The 19,404-nt window shown below is 52.9% G+C and carries 16 protein-coding genes; 6 read left to right on the top strand and 10 right to left on the bottom strand.

Annotated elements, in window-relative coordinates:
- Positions 1-6: 6 nt before the first annotated feature.
- The 3 genes from BUB69_RS20850 to BUB69_RS20840 all read right to left on the bottom strand — a co-directional run bounded on the left by BUB69_RS20850 (position 7) and on the right by BUB69_RS20840 (position 3,776).
- Positions 7-984 (bottom strand): helix-turn-helix domain-containing protein, encoded by a 978-nt coding sequence (locus tag BUB69_RS20850; protein WP_175561808.1) that lies wholly within the window; start codon positions 982-984, stop codon positions 7-9.
- Between the two features lie 598 nt (positions 985-1,582).
- The gene (locus BUB69_RS20845; RefSeq protein ID WP_175561807.1) at positions 1,583-2,386 is read right to left on the bottom strand and encodes a transporter; all 804 of its coding nucleotides are present in this window, start codon (positions 2,384-2,386) and stop codon (positions 1,583-1,585) included.
- A 487-nt stretch (positions 2,387-2,873) separates the two neighbouring features.
- Positions 2,874-3,776: a LysR substrate-binding domain-containing protein gene (locus BUB69_RS20840; RefSeq protein WP_073170033.1), complete on the bottom strand. Its 903-nt coding sequence runs from the start codon at positions 3,774-3,776 to the stop codon at positions 2,874-2,876.
- A gap of 123 nt (positions 3,777-3,899) precedes the next feature.
- Between BUB69_RS20840 and dld the strand changes: the two genes are divergently transcribed.
- Positions 3,900-5,621 (top strand): D-lactate dehydrogenase, encoded by a 1,722-nt coding sequence (gene dld / locus BUB69_RS20835; RefSeq protein ID WP_073170031.1) that lies wholly within the window; start codon positions 3,900-3,902, stop codon positions 5,619-5,621.
- A gap of 369 nt (positions 5,622-5,990) precedes the next feature.
- On the opposite strand, the gene BUB69_RS20830 is transcribed toward dld, so the two are convergent.
- Genes BUB69_RS20830 through BUB69_RS20815 form a run of 4 tightly spaced genes read right to left on the bottom strand, consistent with a single transcriptional unit; the run spans position 5,991 to position 9,692 of the window.
- Positions 5,991-6,401, bottom strand: coding sequence for a PPC domain-containing DNA-binding protein (locus BUB69_RS20830; protein ID WP_073170029.1), 411 nt, complete (start codon positions 6,399-6,401; stop codon positions 5,991-5,993).
- Positions 6,398-6,949, bottom strand: coding sequence for a hypothetical protein (locus tag BUB69_RS20825; protein WP_073170027.1), 552 nt, complete (start codon positions 6,947-6,949; stop codon positions 6,398-6,400). Before BUB69_RS20825 ends, BUB69_RS20830 begins: the two co-directional genes overlap by 4 nt.
- Positions 6,946-8,526 (bottom strand): acyl-CoA synthetase, encoded by a 1,581-nt coding sequence (locus BUB69_RS20820; RefSeq protein WP_084537146.1) that lies wholly within the window; start codon positions 8,524-8,526, stop codon positions 6,946-6,948. Before BUB69_RS20820 ends, BUB69_RS20825 begins: the two co-directional genes overlap by 4 nt.
- Positions 8,523-9,692, bottom strand: coding sequence for an acetyl-CoA acetyltransferase (locus BUB69_RS20815; RefSeq protein ID WP_073170025.1), 1,170 nt, complete (start codon positions 9,690-9,692; stop codon positions 8,523-8,525). Before BUB69_RS20815 ends, BUB69_RS20820 begins: the two co-directional genes overlap by 4 nt.
- Positions 9,693-10,100: 408 nt before the next feature.
- Here BUB69_RS20815 and BUB69_RS20810 point away from each other — a divergent pair, with 408 nt between their 5' ends.
- From BUB69_RS20810 to BUB69_RS20800, 3 genes are read left to right on the top strand one after another with little or no spacing between them, the layout of a single operon-like run.
- Positions 10,101-11,132 carry a TRAP transporter substrate-binding protein gene (locus BUB69_RS20810; protein WP_073170023.1) on the top strand — a complete coding sequence of 344 codons (1,032 nt, stop codon included), beginning with the start codon at positions 10,101-10,103 and terminating at the stop codon, positions 11,130-11,132.
- Positions 11,132-13,012 (top strand): TRAP transporter large permease, encoded by a 1,881-nt coding sequence (locus BUB69_RS20805; RefSeq protein ID WP_084537145.1) that lies wholly within the window; start codon positions 11,132-11,134, stop codon positions 13,010-13,012. Before BUB69_RS20810 ends, BUB69_RS20805 begins: the two co-directional genes overlap by 1 nt.
- Before the next feature lie 8 nt (positions 13,013-13,020).
- Positions 13,021-13,800 carry an SDR family NAD(P)-dependent oxidoreductase gene (locus BUB69_RS20800; protein ID WP_073170021.1) on the top strand — a complete coding sequence of 260 codons (780 nt, stop codon included), beginning with the start codon at positions 13,021-13,023 and terminating at the stop codon, positions 13,798-13,800.
- 37 nt (positions 13,801-13,837) lie between these two features.
- On the opposite strand, the gene BUB69_RS20795 is transcribed toward BUB69_RS20800, so the two are convergent.
- Positions 13,838-14,749, bottom strand: coding sequence for a LysR family transcriptional regulator (locus BUB69_RS20795; RefSeq protein ID WP_073170019.1), 912 nt, complete (start codon positions 14,747-14,749; stop codon positions 13,838-13,840).
- Between the two features lie 151 nt (positions 14,750-14,900).
- Here BUB69_RS20795 and BUB69_RS20790 point away from each other — a divergent pair, with 151 nt between their 5' ends.
- On the top strand, positions 14,901-15,956 hold the full coding sequence (locus BUB69_RS20790; RefSeq protein WP_073170017.1) for a sigma-54-dependent Fis family transcriptional regulator: 1,056 nt from the start codon (positions 14,901-14,903) through the stop codon (positions 15,954-15,956).
- A gap of 124 nt (positions 15,957-16,080) precedes the next feature.
- Here the strand turns inward: BUB69_RS20790 and BUB69_RS20785 are convergent, their stop codons facing one another.
- Together BUB69_RS20785 and BUB69_RS20780 are read right to left on the bottom strand one after the other, a co-directional pair.
- Positions 16,081-16,779: a GntR family transcriptional regulator gene (locus BUB69_RS20785; protein WP_073170015.1), complete on the bottom strand. Its 699-nt coding sequence runs from the start codon at positions 16,777-16,779 to the stop codon at positions 16,081-16,083.
- Positions 16,780-17,451: 672 nt separating this feature from the next.
- Positions 17,452-18,066, bottom strand: coding sequence for a TetR/AcrR family transcriptional regulator (locus BUB69_RS20780; protein WP_281250945.1), 615 nt, complete (start codon positions 18,064-18,066; stop codon positions 17,452-17,454).
- A gap of 130 nt (positions 18,067-18,196) precedes the next feature.
- Here BUB69_RS20780 and BUB69_RS20775 point away from each other — a divergent pair, with 130 nt between their 5' ends.
- Entirely contained in the window at positions 18,197-19,387 is a 1,191-nt protein-coding gene (locus tag BUB69_RS20775; RefSeq protein ID WP_073170011.1) for an efflux RND transporter periplasmic adaptor subunit, read from the top strand.
- The last annotated feature ends 17 nt before the right edge of the window (positions 19,388-19,404 follow it).

Raw genomic sequence — 19,404 nt, 5'->3', positions numbered from 1 at the left:
GCTGGACTACGCCAGGCGTGAATTTAGAAGCTGCTTGGGAGTGGTATTAAATTCCTTCTTGAAGGATCGGCTAAAGTGGGAAAAGTCGTTGAAGCCACAGCGCAATGCAATTTGGCTAACTTGTTTTATGTTACCTTCACTGATGAGATCGCGAGCCAATATGAGCCTATTCTGCCAAATATATTTAGTGGCAGTGGTGCCTTCGGCCGCAAAAACTCTACAAATCGTCCTTGGTGACGAGCCCAAAGAGTATGCCAGTTGATTTACGTCAAAGTCCGGATCTTCCAAGCTTCTACTTATAATGTTTTTTGCTTTTTCCAGCAAATTGCTATGAGCGTTGGAAAGCTCGGAGTTGATCAGGCTGCACTCTAGCGACGACGCCAGCATGTCAACGAAGCTTTTACTGAGACTGGTTAGGTTGTGAGGGTTAAAACCATGGTCAAGCTGCATGAAGCTTTTGACCATTGTGAGCAACATGCAACCAAGTGGATCCTTATGGCTGATAGCCCGGGCAATAAGGCTTTCGGGGTTTCTGATACGGGCTTCTAAATGACGTCTTGGAACCTGTGCGAGATAAACATCAGTTTCGCCAAGGAACTCGAACGAAAACTCGCGTGCAGAATCGTAAATCATTAGGTCGCCCGGGCCGAGGAATACATCTCTGCCGAGCTGGGATAGCTTACCGCCGGCCCCGCCATCTACTGCCATTACGAAAAAATCGTCATTCGGAATGTTGCGCAACGACCACAGATCTCTCACATTCCGCATCGCACTAGTTTTAAGGTGGGACACGTTCAACAGTCCGACCGGGAGAATTTCCATACGGCCATAAAAAGCTGTTCTAGGCAAGGTCATGGTGTTTTGTGTTGGGCTGAAATGTGCTGTTACGGCTTCTGACCAGTAGTCAAAAGCACGCTCGTAGCCCACCGATGCTGTATCGAATATAAACGGTACACGATCAACCGTTACCGATTCTTTTTTCAAACACCCGATCATGTTTACCTCCCCCAGCACACCGCATTATGTCTCTTGGCGACCAACCATCGGGCCTACCCGTAATCCGTAATAGCTCATAGCAATTTTCGCGCCACTAGGGTGCGCTGGCGATTTTGGCTATGACTGGTCGCAAGAATGTCCTCATGCCGACCGTCAGTGGTGCGCTCTAGGACGCAATGCGCTGTACTGGTGCCGCTTCCGAGGGCTGGTTTTTTCCACGGCTTGGTATCTATCAGTCCCGTCAGAACCTCGTAGGCGCTGGCACTCTCACGGGGCCTAAGACCACAGTCCTGGAAGGCGAAGTGGGGTCGTTCGTAATGCAACACGGCGGGAGACATTCTGTGCTAATGAGTCACTGGGCGTCGTCGCGTTAGGAGGGTGGACTTGTCGGCTCCCTGTTTCTGGCAGGGAAATGTGACGCCTGCTGATCAACCGATTGAGGGAGTGGCCCGTCCAGTGATCGAGTGCATCGGTGGGAAGTTGGTAGCGTTGTAGGCCAAGCGGGGTGTGCGGGGCTTGGTGTACGAAGCCACCTAAGCAATACCGCTTGCTTGGGTGGCTATAACGGTTCATCGCTACAAAGCTTTTACAAAACCTTCAGGACTCGGAGGGTGAAGTGGAAATCTTCCTTGAAGCCTCCCTCCATCTCCAAATCTCGCTGTACAAGCCCCTGTAGCTGGAAGGTCGGGGTAATAAATCTAGACGCTTGCAGTCGGGCTTGCGACACCTTGGTTGCAACCCCATTGTCGACGCCGTCAATCGCCTGTTCGCCCGCCCAGGTTTTTGAGTAGCCAGCACCAAATGTCCACCGTTTATCAGTGGGAGGGGTGTAAGAAAGCCAAAGCTGGGCTTGGTAACTGTTGTCCTGCTCTAACTTCGTTCGATTGCCCGCACTGGCATCATTATTCGAACCATACCACATAGTCTCGACAGAGCCCTGGAGAAGAAAGTCGTCCGCTATTTTTTGGGTGCCGCCCATTTGCAAGTCGAATTTCCACCGATTTTCACCAACGTTAAGGTCTTTATCGCTATCGTAGGAACCTATTGGGACAAAAAGGTAAGGTACCACCACAAATTTGGTATCTTCTCCATTCAACAGCCATAGTGGAGCCGCGAGAATCGTATCTCCCATTCCTGAAGAGTCACCCAAGGATGCGCCGCCGATCTTTCCATCGTAGAGATGTGCGAAAGGAACGAGAACTTGGGGTGCGAACGTATAGCCGCCCAAGTCCATGTAATGCACGTATCGTACGATCTCCGTAACGGAGTTCAGATTCGTGTCTCTGTCAATCTTGGCTTCGCCATTGGCAGTGTAAGAGCTTCGTTTTGCGAAAGTTGTATACGACAGTATAGCGTCTGTTCCTGGAGGCGCTGGAACGAAGTCAGTCATATCCAAATCAAGGCCAGCATAAGAGTTACTTGCCCAAGTTAAAGCCGCAATGCTCCCCAACCTACCGATTGTAGATATATACGCTCTAGACTTCATTATTATTTCCTTTGGTGTCTTGGCAGTACAAATTGTTCTGGATGCGTGAGGCGTTATGTGGGCCCCTACAGGTTTGAGGTTTCATTTTTGTAGAAGTAGAACATTGATGCTTGATTTTGCGCGCCAGCGTTGTTGACTGATTCGGACACCGAGATAGAAGTATCCGCCTGTGAAGCTAGGTCGAGGAAAGAGAGCAGGGGATGGACAAAAAAAATCGTCAATAGGACATAATACGACAGCCGGATTCAAGGCTGGGGCTAATTTATTACCTGTAGTGGGCAGGCCGAACCAACGTATTAACGAGCGTGAAAACCCTAATCATTTGAGGGTGGATCCTCTAGGCCCTGCGGACACCCCCCTCTTGGACATCTTTTCCAGGTGGCGCGGCCTGTCACCTAAACAGTTTTTTGCCCTCAATAAGTGACCGCACCACCGAGATGAAGGCGATCGCAACAGGCCTGTATTCGTTGTCTCGAACCACTAGATTCAGATGCGACCGCTCCTTGAATGCTCTTATAGGGCGATAGGCGACTCCTTCAATGGGCACGCTTGAAAGTGAAGACGGCACCAACGCCATCCCATAGCCTGCTGATGCCAGAGTCAGCACCGTAATCCAGTTGGGCGTACGTATGGCGATTTTCGGCTCTTGACCGATCAGCCTGCGAAGCACTGCAGCTTGGGCCTCATCAGCATAGGGCTCTGCACAGACCACGAAACTTTGGTTACGCAGGTCTCTTCCTCCCAATTCAGATTCCGCCGCGAGGGGGTGCTCAGAGCTCAGGCCAATCATCCACTGACTATCGCTCAGAGGGATTCTCGTCAAGCCCTCAGGTAGGTTCTGGTGAAAAGGTGGGGTGAACCCTACGTCAATCTGATCTTCAAGTAGCGCTGCAGCTTGGGCAAATGGGGATACCTCTGAGAGCTCCATCTGCGCGTCTGGGTATTGGCGACGAAACTCTCGGAGTGCTTGAGTCACTATCCCGGCAAGGGCGGCGTTTTCTGAGTAGCCCACCCGAATTAGCCCAATCTCTCCACGGCCTATTCTTTGTCCCACGGTCACCGCACGTTCTGCTTGGGCCAAAACACGTAGAGCTTCTTCGTAAAAAATTGCGCCCGCCTCGGTCACCTCTACTCGGCGACTGGTTCGTATCAGAAGGGCGGTGCCTAGTTCGTTCTCAAGATCTCGTATTTGCATGCTTAGGGCGGGCTGAACGATGTGCAGACGTTCAGCCGCACGCCCGAAGTGGCGCTCCTCTGCAAGAGCTACAAAATAGCGCAGATGCCGAAGCTCCATGATTGATCACCGATAATGATTGATTAATCACAACAATATATTTGAATGATGGAGCTGCCGACAATATCTTCCGAGGCACAATAAATCTCGCGCGCATGAGCGCGCTAACTTGCGAGCCTTACCATGACAGCTAACACTGCTGCGGTTTCTGATCGGGTACTTAGTGTTTCAGAGCTCATCGCCCAGTTTCAAACGATTGTTGGTGCTGCTCACGTATTAACTGAAACCAATGACACCGTACGCTTTCGCCACGGATTTCGATTTGGTACGGGAACTGCATTGGCTGTGGTACAGCCAGGTTCACTGCTGGAGCAATGGCAGGTAGTGAAGGCATGCGTCGCCGCAGATAAGGTCATTATCATGCAGGCCGCCAACACCGGACTGACTGGTGGCTCTACCCCTGATGGCGTCTACGACCGTGAGGTAGTGATTATCAGCACGCTGAGAATGCGCCGCGTCCAGGTCATAGAGAACGGCCGGCAAGTGATCTGTTTCCCCGGGTCAACTCTGGATCAACTTGAGAAGGTGCTCAAACCATTGGGTCGCGAGCCGCATTCCGTGATTGGCTCATCATGCATAGGTGCCTCGGTGTTTGGCGGCGTTTGCAACAACTCAGGGGGATCCCTTATTCGTCGTGGCCCGGCTTTTACCGAGATGGCGTTGTATGCGCAGGTCGACTCAGAAGGTGAGCTTAGTCTGATCAACCATCTAGGGGTCACGTTAGGGGGGACGCCTGAGGAAATTCTTCACAATCTAGAGATGCGGTTGTACTTAGAAACCGACATTCAGCCAGATGCCGGCCGCGGATCTGATGACGGATATGCCGAATATGTCAGGGATGTCGATGCGCCCACGCCAGCTCGTTTCAACGCTGATCCTCAGCGACTGCATGAAGCCAGCGGCAGCGCTGGCAAGCTCGCCGTCTTCGCCGTCCGTCTGGATACGTTCCCTGCGGAGAAAGAGACAGCAGTTTACTACATAGGGAGTAACGATACGGCTGACCTGACGCGAATCCGTAGGCAGATGCTGGAAAACTTTCCCCAGCTCCCTATCGCTGGGGAATACATGCACAGGGATGCATATGATATCGCTGCTGAGTACGGTAAAGACACCTTCTTGATGATCCACCATTTTGGTACACAGCGATTGCCGAAGATGTTCGCGCTTAAGAGCTTGGTGGACACTAAGTTGAATCGATTTGGGTGGCTCCCATCGAACTTTGCTGACCGCGCTCTTCAGTTTATGGCTCGATGCTTTCCTGATCATCTACCCGTCCGGATGCAGAGTTTCCGCGAGCGTTTTGAGCACCATTTGATGCTCAAGGTTTCAAAAGACACCATTGCCCAGACGGAAGCTATGCTCAGCGATCTGTTCGTAGGGCGAGACGGAGATTACTTCCGTTGCACGGGTGATGAGGGCGCAAAAGCATTCCTGCATCGGTTCGCCGCTGCCGGAGCAGCCGTGCGGTACCGAGCGATTCATGACGATGCTGTGGAGGAAATTGTTGCTTTGGATATTGCATTGGCTCGAAACGACTCAGATTGGTTCGAGACCTTACCCGAAAACATTGATCAGCAAATGATCGTAAAGATGTATTACGGACACTTCTTCTGTCACGTTTTTCATCAGGATTATATCGTGCGTAAGGGAAGTAATTGTCTCGATATCGAGCACGCGATGTGGAAGCTACTCGATGAGCGCGGCGCTGAGTATCCTGCCGAGCATAATGTGGGGCATTTGTACCCGGCGAAGCCAGCGCTTAAGAAGTTTTATCAGGAACTAGATCCTTGCAACATGTTTAATCCTGGAGTAGGGAAGCTTTCGAAGTGTAGGCACTGGCATTAATGTCAAAAATGCCCGGACGCTTGGTGGGAGCGTCCGGACGCTGCTTTAATTGGATTTGCAAAGGTTAAGGATCAATCGCGATCTTTTTTGAGAGTTGCTATTTCTTCTATTTCGGGATTGCTACGTATTGCAAAACTATGGCTCACCCAGCAGCCACGCCCCCTACATTGCCACCCGTTGCTACATAATTGAGGCCGACTCGCCGCCGTCATGATCTCGTCTTAGGACAGTCCAAGAGGCAAGAGGATATTGTAGGATTTAGGGCGGACTGATAATAGTCACCCCACATTATCTACAGAAGTTGGATAGCCGATCGCCGATAATGAGTTCGTCATCCCCCTCGGTTATACTTGACCAGATACCTGAGGATTATTCTGGTAGCCATTCTTGTAGGGTCATTTCGATAGTAATGAACGAAAGGTTTCGTCCCCGCTCCAAGCGCCCGGCATAAATCTTCCCCTCGGTATCTGCTACAACCGCCTGTAATCTGCTCTGTCCAGAAACCACCTCGCCGCTCAAGCTTAAAATTTCCACGCCAGGCCCTGGTACATCTATTTTTTTCATTCCTTGGCGACCTAGGTAGTTAAGCTCGGCATCAATTAGACTTCCTAGGCCGCTGCGAACCACCGCAAATTTGACACCGTGCTGGCTGCACAGTGCTTCAGCGCTTTCAATGATGTCTTCATTGGGTTTCAGTCGGGCGATTATCAATCGGCCCAGGCTGCCCTTTTGGACGGTAGTGGATTCTGAGTTTGCATCCAGAGTTAGAGCGTTGCTCATATGGCCTCCTGTAATACCGGGTAAAACAGGGTGAAGTGAGTTTCACCATCCGGCTGCAGCTGGTACGTCACGTTATCGAACAGGCAAAGCTGAATTACGAGGTTTTCGCTACCGACAAACAACTGGTTCAGCAATACATGCCCTCCGTGCTGGCAGCCGTTACGGTCGATAAAGCCTGCATGACAGTGAAACAATAACTCCCCGCAGGTATCACGACCTATGATGATAGAGCCGCTGATGAATGTGATGTATCCGTCCAGGACTACGGGTGTTCCATAGTCGTATGGCCGGCATAGCTTGTCAGTGGACTCCATCCGGTGATAACTCAGATGGCCCGCGCCACCGCACAAAATGCGTCCGACTGCACTGCTGAACTGCTGGCCCTGCAGCGCTGCTACCAGCTCTGCGCCGACATTGCTGCCCAAGGGAAGTACAATGCGTAGTTCGTTGGAGGACTGGACTTCATGATCTAACAGACGGCGGCCTTGAGGCTCGCCTGCATGAACGAACATGCGCACACCATTAGAGTCTTTGAAATGAGGGGTCATAGCGCTAACTCCTCACGCTCTTCCAGCATTGTGCGGATTTGCTTTTTGACAATCTTGCCGTAACCCGATTTGGGCATCTCACTCCAGCGAACGAAGCGTTTAGGCCACTTGTACCGGGCGATCCTTGGCTCTAGGTGAGCAAACAGCTCCTCGTCGGTAACGTCAGATGTGGTCACGATAACTGCACAGCCGCATTCCCCCCACTTGGCGTCAGGAAGCCCGAGCACAGCTGCTTCGTTGACCGACGGGTGAGAGAGCAACGCCTCTTCGATCTCTCTTGGGTAAACGTTCGAACCGCCAGAGATATACATGTCCGAAGCACGCCCAGTGATGAACAGGTAACCCTGTTCATCGACATGGCCCAGATCGCCAGTATGAAACCATCCAAACTTAAAGCAACTTGCATTGGCTTCAGGGTTGTTGTAGTAGCCGCTGAATACAGCCGGGCCGCGCACGCAAATCTCGCCATCGACGCCTGTTTCAAGCTCCGTACCGTCCTCGGCCAGAATGGCTACTTGTATTCCGGTACGCGGGTAACCGCAACTACCAATCTTGGCCTCAGGCGTGTCCTCGGGATCGTGGCAGTCGGCGGGCAGGACAGTAATATTGCCCGTCACCTCGCCAAGCCCGTAATACTGAACCAGCACCTTTCCAAGCTTCTTCAACGCATGGCGCTGATCAGCTCGGTACATAGGTGCACCTGCATAGATCACATGCTTCAGGCTACTGTGGTCATACCGATCTACAGAGGAATCTTCTGTGAGCATCTTAACGATGGTGGGTACCGTAAACAGGTTGTCTACCTTGTACTTTTGTACGAGCCCCCATGCTTCATCGCAATCAAGCTTGTCACCTGCAGGCAATACGCAGGCTGCACCGCGCGCTACGTTGACCAAGGCGTGGATACCGGCACCGTGTGACAACGGAGCAAGTACCAGTGAGCATGATTCCTTGTTCAGGCCCGGCATCAAATCTGCAATGTGATTGTTTATGACGAACGCCATCTGGCCGTGAGTCAGAACACCGGCTTTTGGGTGCCCTGTAGTGCCAGACGTGTAGAAAAACCAAAGCGGATCATGATATGTCACCTCAGCAGCTCGGAACGCCTCGCGACCAGAGGCACCTTCGTCCAGCAACTGCTCGTAGCTGAGCTCGCTTTCACGGGGATCATCAATTGAAATGACAATTCGCAATGCGGGCGATTGGGCGCGCACGGCGTCTACGTAGTGAGCTAGGCCGCTGTCGTAAAGCATAGCAATCGCGCCGCTTGAGCTGCCCAGGTACGCTGCTTCAGAAGGGGTGATCCGCACGTTGGTCGGTACCCATACCATTCCCAATCGAAAGGCGATCCAAGCGCTTTCAAATAGAGGCAGATTATTACGTGAATGCACGAGCAGCTTGTCGCCCTTGCCAAGACCACGAGCGCGCAGAGCGGCAGCAACGCTGTCCACACGATGCGAGATCTCTTTCCACGTGTGAACACTGGAGCCGCGGATAAAGCCAGGCGCATCTGGATAGCGGCGGGCGATTTGATTGAGTAGTTCACCCAAGTTCATTACGTTATCGATGCCCATCATTTCACTCGCTCCAAAATGCTCACATAGTTCGTTACTGCAGCCCCCCCCATGTTAAAAACGCCGGCACGGTTGGCTTCAGAGAGCTGCATTTCACCCGCTTGGCCAGTCAGCTGCATTGCCGCCATTACATGCATCGATACACCGGTCGCTCCAATCGGATGGCCTTTGGATTTGAGGCCCCCAGATGGGTTGATTGGCAGTCGACCGTCTTTGCGGCTGATGCCTTCGGCAATGACGCGGGCTCCCTGACCGCGCTCGGCGAGGCCCATTGCTTCGTATTCGATTAGTTCTGCGATAGTGAAGCAGTCATGGGTCTCCACCAGGGATAGGTCGTTCAGACTCAATCCTGCGGTCGATAGGGCTTGTTGCCAAGCACGGGAGGCGCCTTCGAAGAACGTCGGGTCTCGACGTGAAAGTGGCATGTAGTCATTGACCTGTGATGCCGCCAGGAACCGCACGCAACCCTGCCGGCCTCCCACAAGATCTTCACGACTGATCACTAGTGCCGCGGCGCCGTCGGTAATCAGGGAGCAGTCTGTGCGCTTTAGAGGCCCTGCAACGAAGGGGTTTTTTTCAGAAGGCGTCCGACAGAAGTCAAACCCGAAATCACGGCGCATATGGGCGTATGGATTCAAAGCTCCGTTGGCGTGATTTTTGGCTGCGATCATCGCAAGTGCGTCTGACTGATCGCCGTAGCGATCGAAATACTCCTGCGCGATGGTGCCGAATACTCCGGCAAACCCGCCTTCGGTAAACGCCTCCTCCTTGGCGTAGCAGCATTTGAGCAGAATCTTGCCGACCTCTGCTGTCGGCAGCGTGTTCATCTTTTCAAATCCAACTACCAGCGCGTGCTTGGATTGCCCGCTGAGCACTGCTTGCAAAGCAGAGTAGATGGCGGCTGAGCCAGTGGAGCATGCATTCTCAACCCGAACGGAAGGGGTGAAGCGTAACTCCGGTATACGGTTTGCCAGCAAAGGGGACGGGAAGTCTTGATAAAGAAAGCCGGCATTGAAATGCCCAACGTGGACGGAATCTATCTGTTCCGCAGAAATGTCTGCGTGCTGGAGCGCGCCGAGCGCGGCGTCCGACATCATTTGTTCCGGATCAAGCTGGTCAAACTTTCCGAACTGGGAATGATACCAACCCGTAATGACTGGCAGTGCCATGAGGTATTTCCTCTTTTGATGTTGTTTGTCGGGTTGTAGCAAGAGGGGTGCCAACAGAGGGGGGAATAGCTGCGATCCTTCTAGTACGGGGGTTAACCTCAGGATTGAAGGATGGCTAAGTAAGTTGTCCGCAACTGGTGTCGCCTTGAAGAAACGTTAAAGTGACACCCTGAGGCGACAGCTGTCGCCTCTCTAAAAATAAGAAGAGACAGCGTTAAACAAATTGATACATTCAAGTTCGGAATTTATTTTCTAGATAATTCATGTGGTTGCATGGTTCTTGCTGCGCTGCCCCCTGTCTTATTGGTAATCCAGCGGGCAATGGCACCTGATTTGCTTTGGTACTGACATCCACCATCTCCGTAATGTCGGGTTGGTCAATAAGAACAAAAACGTCAGGAGAGCTACATGAGCGATTTTTCGCGCCGAGGTTTTATAAAGACGGCCGCGTTTGCGTCAGCCGCGATCGCAGTTGCCGGGGTTGGCCTCTACAGTCCACGAAGTATGGCGGCTGAGTTCAAGCTTAAGTTCGCTAATAATATGCCTATCACGCATCCAATGAATGCGCGAGCTCGCGAAATGGCGAAAGCTATCCGGGAGGAGACTAACGGTGCGGTACAGATGCAGATCTTTCCTAGCAGCCAGTTAGGAAGTGATACGGATACATTGGCACAAGTGCGTTCTGGCGCAGTGGACATGTTCGCATTGTCTCCCGTCATCTTAGGCACATTAGTGCCCGCCGCCCAAATCAGCGCCGTTGGTTTCGCATTCGAAAACTATGAAAAGGTATGGTCGGCCTTGGACGGTGAGCTTGGGGCCTACGTGCGGGGGGAAATTGAGAAGACAGGGGCATTGTTCGCGTTCGACAAAATCTGGAATAACGGCTTTCGTGTGACGACGACCAGCACTCGGGCGGTGGTCAAGCCAGAGGATCTGGTAGGCATGAAGCTTCGGGTGCCACCCAGCCCAATCATCATGTCTATGTTCAGGGCATTTGAAGCGGCCCCTACCAGTATTAACTTTGCTGAGGTCTATTCAGCACTCCAGACCCGCATCGTGGAGGGTCAGGAGAATCCGCTCACCTTGGTGAATTCGGCCAAGCTTTATGAGGTGCAGAAGTATTGTTCGCTGACCAATCATGCCTGGGATGGCTTCTGGATGCTTGGCAATACCGCTTCGTTTGCCAAACTTCCGCTGGACGTTCAGGGCGTCGTGCGCAAACACGTTGATGCCGCAGCGGTCGGGCAGCGTGCCGACTTGGCGGTCATGGAGAAGAGCATTAGCGAAACGCTCAAGGCCAAGGGATTGGAGGTAGTTGATTCAGCCGGTACGCCATTCCGAGACAAGCTGCGCGACGCGGGCTACTACAGACAGTGGCGCGAAAACTTTGGCGAGACCGGCTGGAAGATTCTTGAAAGCTATTCGGGGACTTTGTCGTGATGGGTATCTCGGCTGTTCCGGCCTCCACCTCTTCAAAACGCCTGCCGGCCCGGGCGCTGACCTGTCTCAATCATTGCACTATGCGCATCGTCGAAGCTGTCGCTGTTGCACTGATGCTTATCGAAACGGGAGTGCTGCTTGCTGGCGTCATTTCTCGATATGTAATGCATAGCCCACTGGTATGGGCGGACGAACTGGCCTCGTCGCTGTTCATTTGGCTAGCGATGTTTGGTGCTGTGCTCGCACTGGATCGTGGTGAGCACATGCGCATGTCTGCTTTTGTTAACAAATTGCCCGCGGCATGGCGTGGGTTCTCAGAAACTCTATCCGCGCTCATCGTGGTTTTGTTCGTCGCCATGATTATCACGCCGGCGATGGTTCACTCCCACGAGCAGATGTCCATCACCACTCCAGCCCTCGGAATTCCGGACGGGGTGCGAGCAGCTGCTTTGCCTGTGGGAGCGATCCTGATGCTACTGGCAGCCGTAGCTCGTATGGCGCGTTATTCCACTCTGCGTCAATTCCTTGCCGGCGTTGCGGTACTTGCGGTGGTGAGTGCTTCATTGTTCTTCGCCCAACCGATCCTGGCCCAGATAGGCAATTACAACCTGGTAGTTTTTTTCCTGGTGCTGCTGGGCGCGTGTGTCTTCGGGGGCATTCCGATCGCCTTTGCATTTGGCACTGCGACCATGGCTTACCTTGCGCTGGCTACTCACGCGCCGTTGTCCATTGTCGTTGGAAGAATGGACGAGGGCATGTCTCACATGGTGCTGCTTGCGGTGCCCCTCTTCGTATTACTTGGAGTGGTTTTACAACTATCTGGCATGGCCCGTACGTTGATTGATTTCATGGCCGCATTGCTAGGACATGTGAGAGGAGGGCTTCAATACGTATTGCTGGGCGCAATGTTCCTGGTCTCTGGCATTTCTGGTTCCAAGGTTGCGGACATGGCCGCTGTCGCACCCGCACTTTTCCCTGAGATGAAGAAACGAGGCTCCAAGCCAGAGGAATTAGCTGCGCTGCTAGCTGCAACTGGAGCAATGACGGAAACCATTCCCCCTAGCCTTGTGCTGATTACCATCGGTGCTGTCTGTAGCGTGTCGATCACTGCCCTGTTTATAGGTGGGCTGATGCCGGCTGTTGTTGCGACTTTGGTGATCGCCGTGGTTTGTTGGTGGCGTTCGCGCAATGAGTTGGCTCCAAAGATAGAGCGCGCTCCGTTTTCCGTTGTGACGAAGACTTTCCTGTTTGCAGTGCCGGCATTGGCGTTGCCACTGCTCATTCGTGTCGCAGTACTCGAAGGCGCTGCAACGGCCACGGAGGTCTCTACCATAGGCGTCGCTTACGTCGTTCTGGTGGGGCTGGTGATGCATCTGTTCATGCGTCACATCGAGTTCAGGCGGGTCTACCCTATGATGATTGAAGCGGCTGCACTATCAGGCGCAATTCTGTTGATCATCGGTATGGCTTCAGCCATGGCTTGGGCACTTACCCAGTCTGGTTTCTCCGCCAATCTGGTTGACCTCATAAGCGAGATTCCCGGTGGAGCCGCTGGTTTCATGATCGTAACCATCATCACTTTCCTTGTTCTGGGCAGCGTGCTCGAAGGAATACCAGCAATCGTGCTTTTTGGCCCCTTGATGTTTCCGCTGGCAGAGATGCTCGGCATTCATCCGGTGCACTACGCAATGGTCGTAATTCTTGCCATGGGTATCGGCCTATTTGCACCACCTTTGGGCGTCGGCTTCTATGCCGCTTGCGCGATCAGCAAGACGTCTTCCGATCATGTGATCAATCGAGTGTGGGGATACCTCGCAGGTCTCGTCGTCGCGCTGGTTATCGTGGCGTGCTTTCCCTGGATATCTATTGGTTTCCTTTAGGAGTGTGGATGAACAGATCAATCAAGCAGGACACGAAAGAAAAAGTGGCGGGGCGCGTTGCTTTGGTGACTGGTGCTGCCATGGGGATTGGCGCGGCCATCGCCGAGCGACTGGGGCACGATGGTCATAGCGTGATCGTTGCAGATATCAATGGGCATGCTGCTGCAGAAATGGTTGCGAGGCTGGAAACTCAGGGTATCAAGGCCAGAACCCTGTTACTTGACGTTGGCAGTGCGGATTCTGTTTCCGCTGCGTTTGCAGATCTAGAGCGTTGCGATGTGCTTGTAAATAATGCAGGCATTGCCAAGACTCAGGCGTTTTTGGACTGTGACCTAAGCGACTGGCAGCGCGTGATGAATGTGAACGTCACCGGCACTCTACTTTGTGGCCAGCATGCTGCGCGCCTTATGCGACAGCGTAACTGGGGGCGCATCATTAACCTTTCGTCAATTAGCGGAATGAGGGCGAGCATGGGGCGTACCGCATATGGCACCTCAAAGTCGGCGATCATTGGATTGACTCGCCAAATGGCAATTGAGCTAGCCGAGTTTGGTATTACGGTAAACGGCGTGGCTCCAGGCCCCATCGATACGCCCCTCACGCAAACCCTGCATTCAGCGCTGACTCGTGAATCCTTCACTCGGGGCGTTCCTATGCGCCGTTACGGTACGCCGGAAGAAGTCGCTGGAGCTGTGGCATTCCTCGCGTCGGAGGATGCGTCTTTCATCAGTGGACATATAATCCCCGTGGATGGGGGATACATGGCGTCCGGAGTCCTGGAAATTTAAGATGGCTACTTTCGGAGGCGAGCCTAGCGGCGAGCGGCTACCCCGTTCGGCTAGCCTCCTTTTCAGCTTGCGCGCCAGCGAGCGCGGCACTTTCGATGAATGTGGCGATGCAGGGGTTGTGATTGTCTGCTTTCCACACCGCTACGACTTCGATGACTGGGGCATCGACTAAAGGGCGAAAGGTCGTTGTGGGCAGCCGCATACTACACATTGAGCGCGGAACAATAGCGATGCCGAGACCTTCCCCCACAAGGTTCACAATAGTTTGCTGCATGTTGATTTCCAGGCCGACATTTGGTGTCACTCCGTTCTTCAGGCAATAGCTAAAAATCATGTCGTGTAGCGCCGGCGCGATTCGTCGTGGCGTGATGATGAAGGTCTCACCGGCGAGATCCCGTGGAGAGATGAGCGGCCGATCCAGCAAGCGATGTCCTGGAGGCAGCACCAAATTCATCTCTTCACGATAAATCGTGACAGTTTCCAATCCTGCGCAGTCTTGGGGCATATACATAATGGCCACATCTTTGTTGCCGCTGGTGATGTCGTCGGCCAAGTCCAGTGGCAGAGTTTCGGTAAGCTTGAGATTGACTTGGGGGTAACGCGCAGCATATTGCCGGGTGATTGCTGGAGTGATGCTATAGGCAGTGGACATCATGAATCCCACTGACAGCTGACCTGCAGCACCCCTAGCGGCTGCTAAGGCATTCTTTTTAGCTTGCTCGAAAGCGGCAAACATTGTCCCTGTATCAATGTAAAAACGCTCTCCCGCAGCCGTCAACTCTACCCGGCGGCGTGAACGATCAAACAGCTTCACCCCGAGTTCGTTCTCCAGCAAAGCAATCTGTCTGGAGAGCGGTGGCTGAGAGATGTGCAAACGATTCGCGGCATGACCAAAGTGCAAGGTTTCAGCCAGAACGCGAAAATATTGGAGGTGCCGTAGCTCGATCATGATGCTCGGAAAGGTATCAATAGATGCCTGATTATGGATTGGAAAATATAGATGTGCACACCTATTGTGGGGTTGCCATGCACTGTCGACTTTAGGGCCAAAAGCTTATAAGTCGAGATAGTCACGAGCTATAAAAATAAAGGTGACGTTGATGCCCTCTATCTGTGAACTAGCTCCACTTTCTGGTCTTGCTTCTGAACATCGCCACGATTGCGACATTGCCCATGATGCTGACCCGCAGGTGCGCCAAGCCTTTCGACGCGGCCTTAAGCTGATGCAGCGAGGAATCGCGGTGTTGATTCAGGGTGAAACTGGCACAGGAAAGGAGGTTCTTGCCCGGGCTCTCCATGAGCACGGTGAACGCAGTGATGCACAATTGGTGGCATTGAATTGTGCATCCATCCCAGAAAGCCTTATTGAAAGCGAGCTGTTTGGCTACTCCAAAGGCGCGTTTTCAGGTGCGTTGACCTGTGGCAAGAAAGGTAAAGTGTTGCAATCGGACAGGGGCACACTTTTCCTGGATGAGATCGGCGACATGCCATACGAGCAGCAAACTCGATTGCTGCGCGTGATCTCTGAAAAAGAGGTTACGCCACTCGGAGCAGAACAGAGTGTATCGGTGGATTTCGCGCTGATCTGCGCCACGCACCAGAACCTCACAGAGCTAGTTGAGACAGGTGCGTTCCGTGAAGACCTCTTCTACCGTATCGCAACAGGCGTTATACAGTTGCCACCGCTTCGAGAGCGTACCGATCGTAGCCACCTGCTGTGTAATATGATCGAGCATGAAATACCCGGGTGTGATCCTCTTAGCGTGGTGTCAGCCGACGTATGGCCGCTTCTGGTAAATCATGATTGGCCGGGTAATCTGAGGCAGATGCGATCGGTGATCCGTTATGCATGTGCGGTCATGGAAGGGGCCCGTATCCAGCGAGATGATCTGCCCGCTGATTTTTTGAAATGTGCCACTGGCTCCGGCTCTTACGGGACACCAACATTGACTCTAGTCAACTCGGCTATTCCATCCCCTGAGCGTTGGGGCGAACGTGAGGATGTCCTTGGGGTACTCAACGACTGCCGATGGAACATGAGTGCGGCGGCCCGCTCGCTGGGAATATGTCGGCAATCCCTCTATCGTGTGCTTCGCCGCCTTGGAATTCCTCCATTAAAGGATCAGCTAGCCAACGGGGCCAACTCCGACGCTTGATCGGGAATCCATAGCGTCATCATGCGCGCGCAAGTGCATGATCGGACTTTGAAGCCAGCGTCTGAGGCAAAAGCGCGATTGGCGGGAAGTCAAAGTGCGTTTCGCTGGTTGAGCAATGGTGCGATCATGCTCCACTCAATTTGGACGCATGTTCAGGCTCTTGAAGGATCTTGGCCAAATGTTCAGCTGCACTTTCGGCATGTTTTTGAGCCAGGGAACCCGCTTCATCCTCATCGCCACATAAAATAGCCTCAATAATGGCTTCATGCTCATCCCACACCCCTTTGAAAGTGCGAACGTCGTTCTGGAGAATGGAGCTCATGGCGCGCCGAATGTGATGCCAATGGAGTTCGCTGGTCTCAACGATTACAGGGTTGCCTGAAAGCTCGTATACGAGTTTGTGAAAGGCCATATCCATTCTCACGAGTGCTCGGGTATCGTTACTTTCAGCAGCCACGCGTCCCTCAGTAACTAGCGCCTCGACGGCTGCACGGAATGGTTTTGGGCTCACTTTAGAAAAGCGCTTGGCAGCACTACGAGCGGCGAGCGCATCCAAGGCGCCGCGAACTTGATAGAGGTTGACCAGTTTCCCCCCATCCAATGGGGTGACGGCGACACCCTTACGGCCACTCTCCTCAATGAAGCCTTCGCGTTTCAGGATCTGGAATGCTTGCAAGATCGGTTGGCGTGAAACTCCTAATGTAGTTGCCAAGCCTTCTTGGGTGATACGCTCGTTTGGCTTGAGTGTTCCCTCGCAGATCGCGTCGAGAATCGTCTCGTAGACCCGCTCAATCAGTTGAGTCGGCGTAGTGAGCTTATCCATTAGAAGCGCCTTAAGTGTGTGTACTGTATACAAAGTACATTTGTATTCCGCTCCTCGTCAACGTGCTTGTTTAGAAGACAGGGTGTAGCTGGTGACTACGAATCCGGCCCACTTAGGCCGCGGGGCAGGCCGTGACTGAGGGTGCAACGCGTAAGGCGCAGTTCCCTCAGTACCGAAGGTATTCAAAGGCTTCTCCAGCGTAGGTTGATGAGCTTAACCTGAGAAATATACTTTCATGGTTTTCCAAGACTCAGCCACTGGGCTGGTTGGGAACCGCATTGGCCCAGAGGATCACTCATTGATCGTCAGGGCGATCCGCTAGGCATTCCGATCGATCACTAGGTAAATGAGGTCATGGAGGCTGCAGGGAGCTGTATGATCGCATTGTCTGCTGCGGCCCTGACGCCTGCATCTGTGGACTGAATTGTTGCGACCTAAAGCAAGACAAGTGTGGCGTGGATGATCTCCATGGCGGGTTCGGGGTACTTGCAAGTGTTTCAGAGGTGTTGTTGATGGCAGATGTCTCAACCCTCTAGGGATAGGGGGGGCAGAGGATCAAACTTCTTTAGTGCAAGAATTTATATTGCGGTCATCAAGTAATCGTTTGAAAAATCATAACTATCAGCTTTGATATACATGACCAACATTTCTCAGCTGTATGCTTCAGTTTCGCTACGCACCCTGGAATTTTAGAGTATAACCATTCAAATAAGTATCGACGGCTCTACTAACAGCTTGCTGAATCTCAGGTGGGGTCAGGGCTCCCCGGATACCCATAAGGCAAGGGGAAACAGTTTCGGCATCAAACAACGCAACCAGATGCTTCGCCGCTGTTATCGGGTCGGTATTGCGCATGACACCCTTATCCATCTGCATTTTGAAGAAGCCCGCGAGTGCTTCAATGCCGAGCTTTTGACCTTCATCGTAAAACCGTCTCCCGATATCACTGCGGCCAGATTCGCCGATCACCGTGCGCAACATTTTGATAGAGGGTTCACTCGCCACCATGGACACCGCTGCCTCCCCAAAGCGTTTAAGCGCGTCAGAAAGATCTTCGGACGTGCTCGACAGCAATTGCTCAAGACTTGGCAATATATGGCGCTTGGCAGCGTCCTGATTGACGGCGATGAACAGCTCCTCTTTGGAGCCGTAATAGCGATACAGCGTGGATTTAGAACCGCCCACGCAGGCGGCTACTTTCGCCATGGACGCACCCTCGAACCCATCTTCTTGGAATACGGCGGCCGCTGCCTGAAGAATAGCTGCCCGTTTTGTCTCCGTAAGCATTCGCATAGCTATCTCTCATTTCGAAACCGATCTGTACAGTATTCCTTGACATCCACCAATTGTCAAAATAGATTGTGGTACAGATCGGTATCGTTATTCGGCGTTCCTCGAAAATGTGCTCGGAGTTATCATGAATCGGCTATTCGCTTCCATTTTTCTGCCAGTAATGGCCGCCGCCGCAATCGGCGCGCTTGCCGCCTGCGGTAAGGCGCCAGGGGGGGCGCCCCCCCCTCAAGGGACTCCACAGGTTGGAATCGTCGAGGTCACGCTTCAGAAAGTGGCATTTACTAGCGAGCTTCCAGGCCGGACTTCGCCATTTCAAATCGCCGAAGTACGTCCGCAGGTCAGCGGGATTGTGTTGACACGCGAGTTCGTGGAGGGGAGTGATGTAAAGACCAGGCAGGCGTTGTACAAGATTGATCCGGCTACTTATAAAGCAGCGCTTGACAACGACCTAGCCACTCTGGCTAAAGCCAAGGCCACTCTGACCTCCCTGCGATTGAAAACTCAGAGATACAAGGAGCTATCCACATATCAGGCGGTAAGCCGTCAAGATTATGATGATGCGATATCCTCGCTTGGACAGGGCGAGGCGGACGTTCAAGCCGCTCAAGCTAGCGTTGATAGCAGCAGAATCAATCTAGGGTATACACGCGTCGATGCACCGATCTCAGGTCGTATCAGCAAATCCACAATAACTCCTGGCGCACTGGTAACCGCCAATCAGTCCACTGCTCTGGCAACCATCCAGCAACTCGATCCCATCTATGTAGACGTCACTCAGCCCAGTGCCGCACTGCTTCGGTTCAAGCGTTCTTTGGCGCGCGGAGAGCTGCAAAAAGCAGGTGCTGATTCTGCGAAAGTCCGGCTACGCTTGGAGGACGGTAGCCTTTATCCGCTTGAGGGAAAACTAGAGTTCTCCGACGTTACAGTCGACCCATCCGCCGGTTCCATCACAATTCGTGCGCTTTTCCCCAATCCTCGTGCTGATTTACTCCCTGGTATGTATGTGCGTGCATTGTTGGAGGAGGGGGTCAAGGAGGATGGTTTGCTCGTGCCACAACAGGCTGTCGCAAGAGACTCCACGGGTAAGCCATTTGCGTATGTCGTAGGTAAAGATAACAAGCTACAACGCAGACAACTTCTGATTGAGCGAGCAATAGGTAATAAATGGCTTGTTAGCAAAGGGTTGCAAGCTGGCGATAAACTAGTCGTTGATGGTCATCAGCGGGCGGCGCCGGATATAGAGGTCACAACCGCTCCTTGGCAAGAGCCTGTAGTCCCTGATGACAAAGCTTCGTCTTCGTCTTATACATTTTAATAGGCGGATGATCTACT

Source organism: Pseudomonas asturiensis (assembly GCF_900143095.1).
In the GTDB taxonomy this organism is placed as follows: Bacteria; Pseudomonadota; Gammaproteobacteria; order Pseudomonadales; family Pseudomonadaceae; genus Aquipseudomonas; species Aquipseudomonas asturiensis.
The sequence above is the reverse complement of the archived record's forward strand: the minus strand, read 5'-3'. Positions and strand labels throughout refer to the sequence as shown.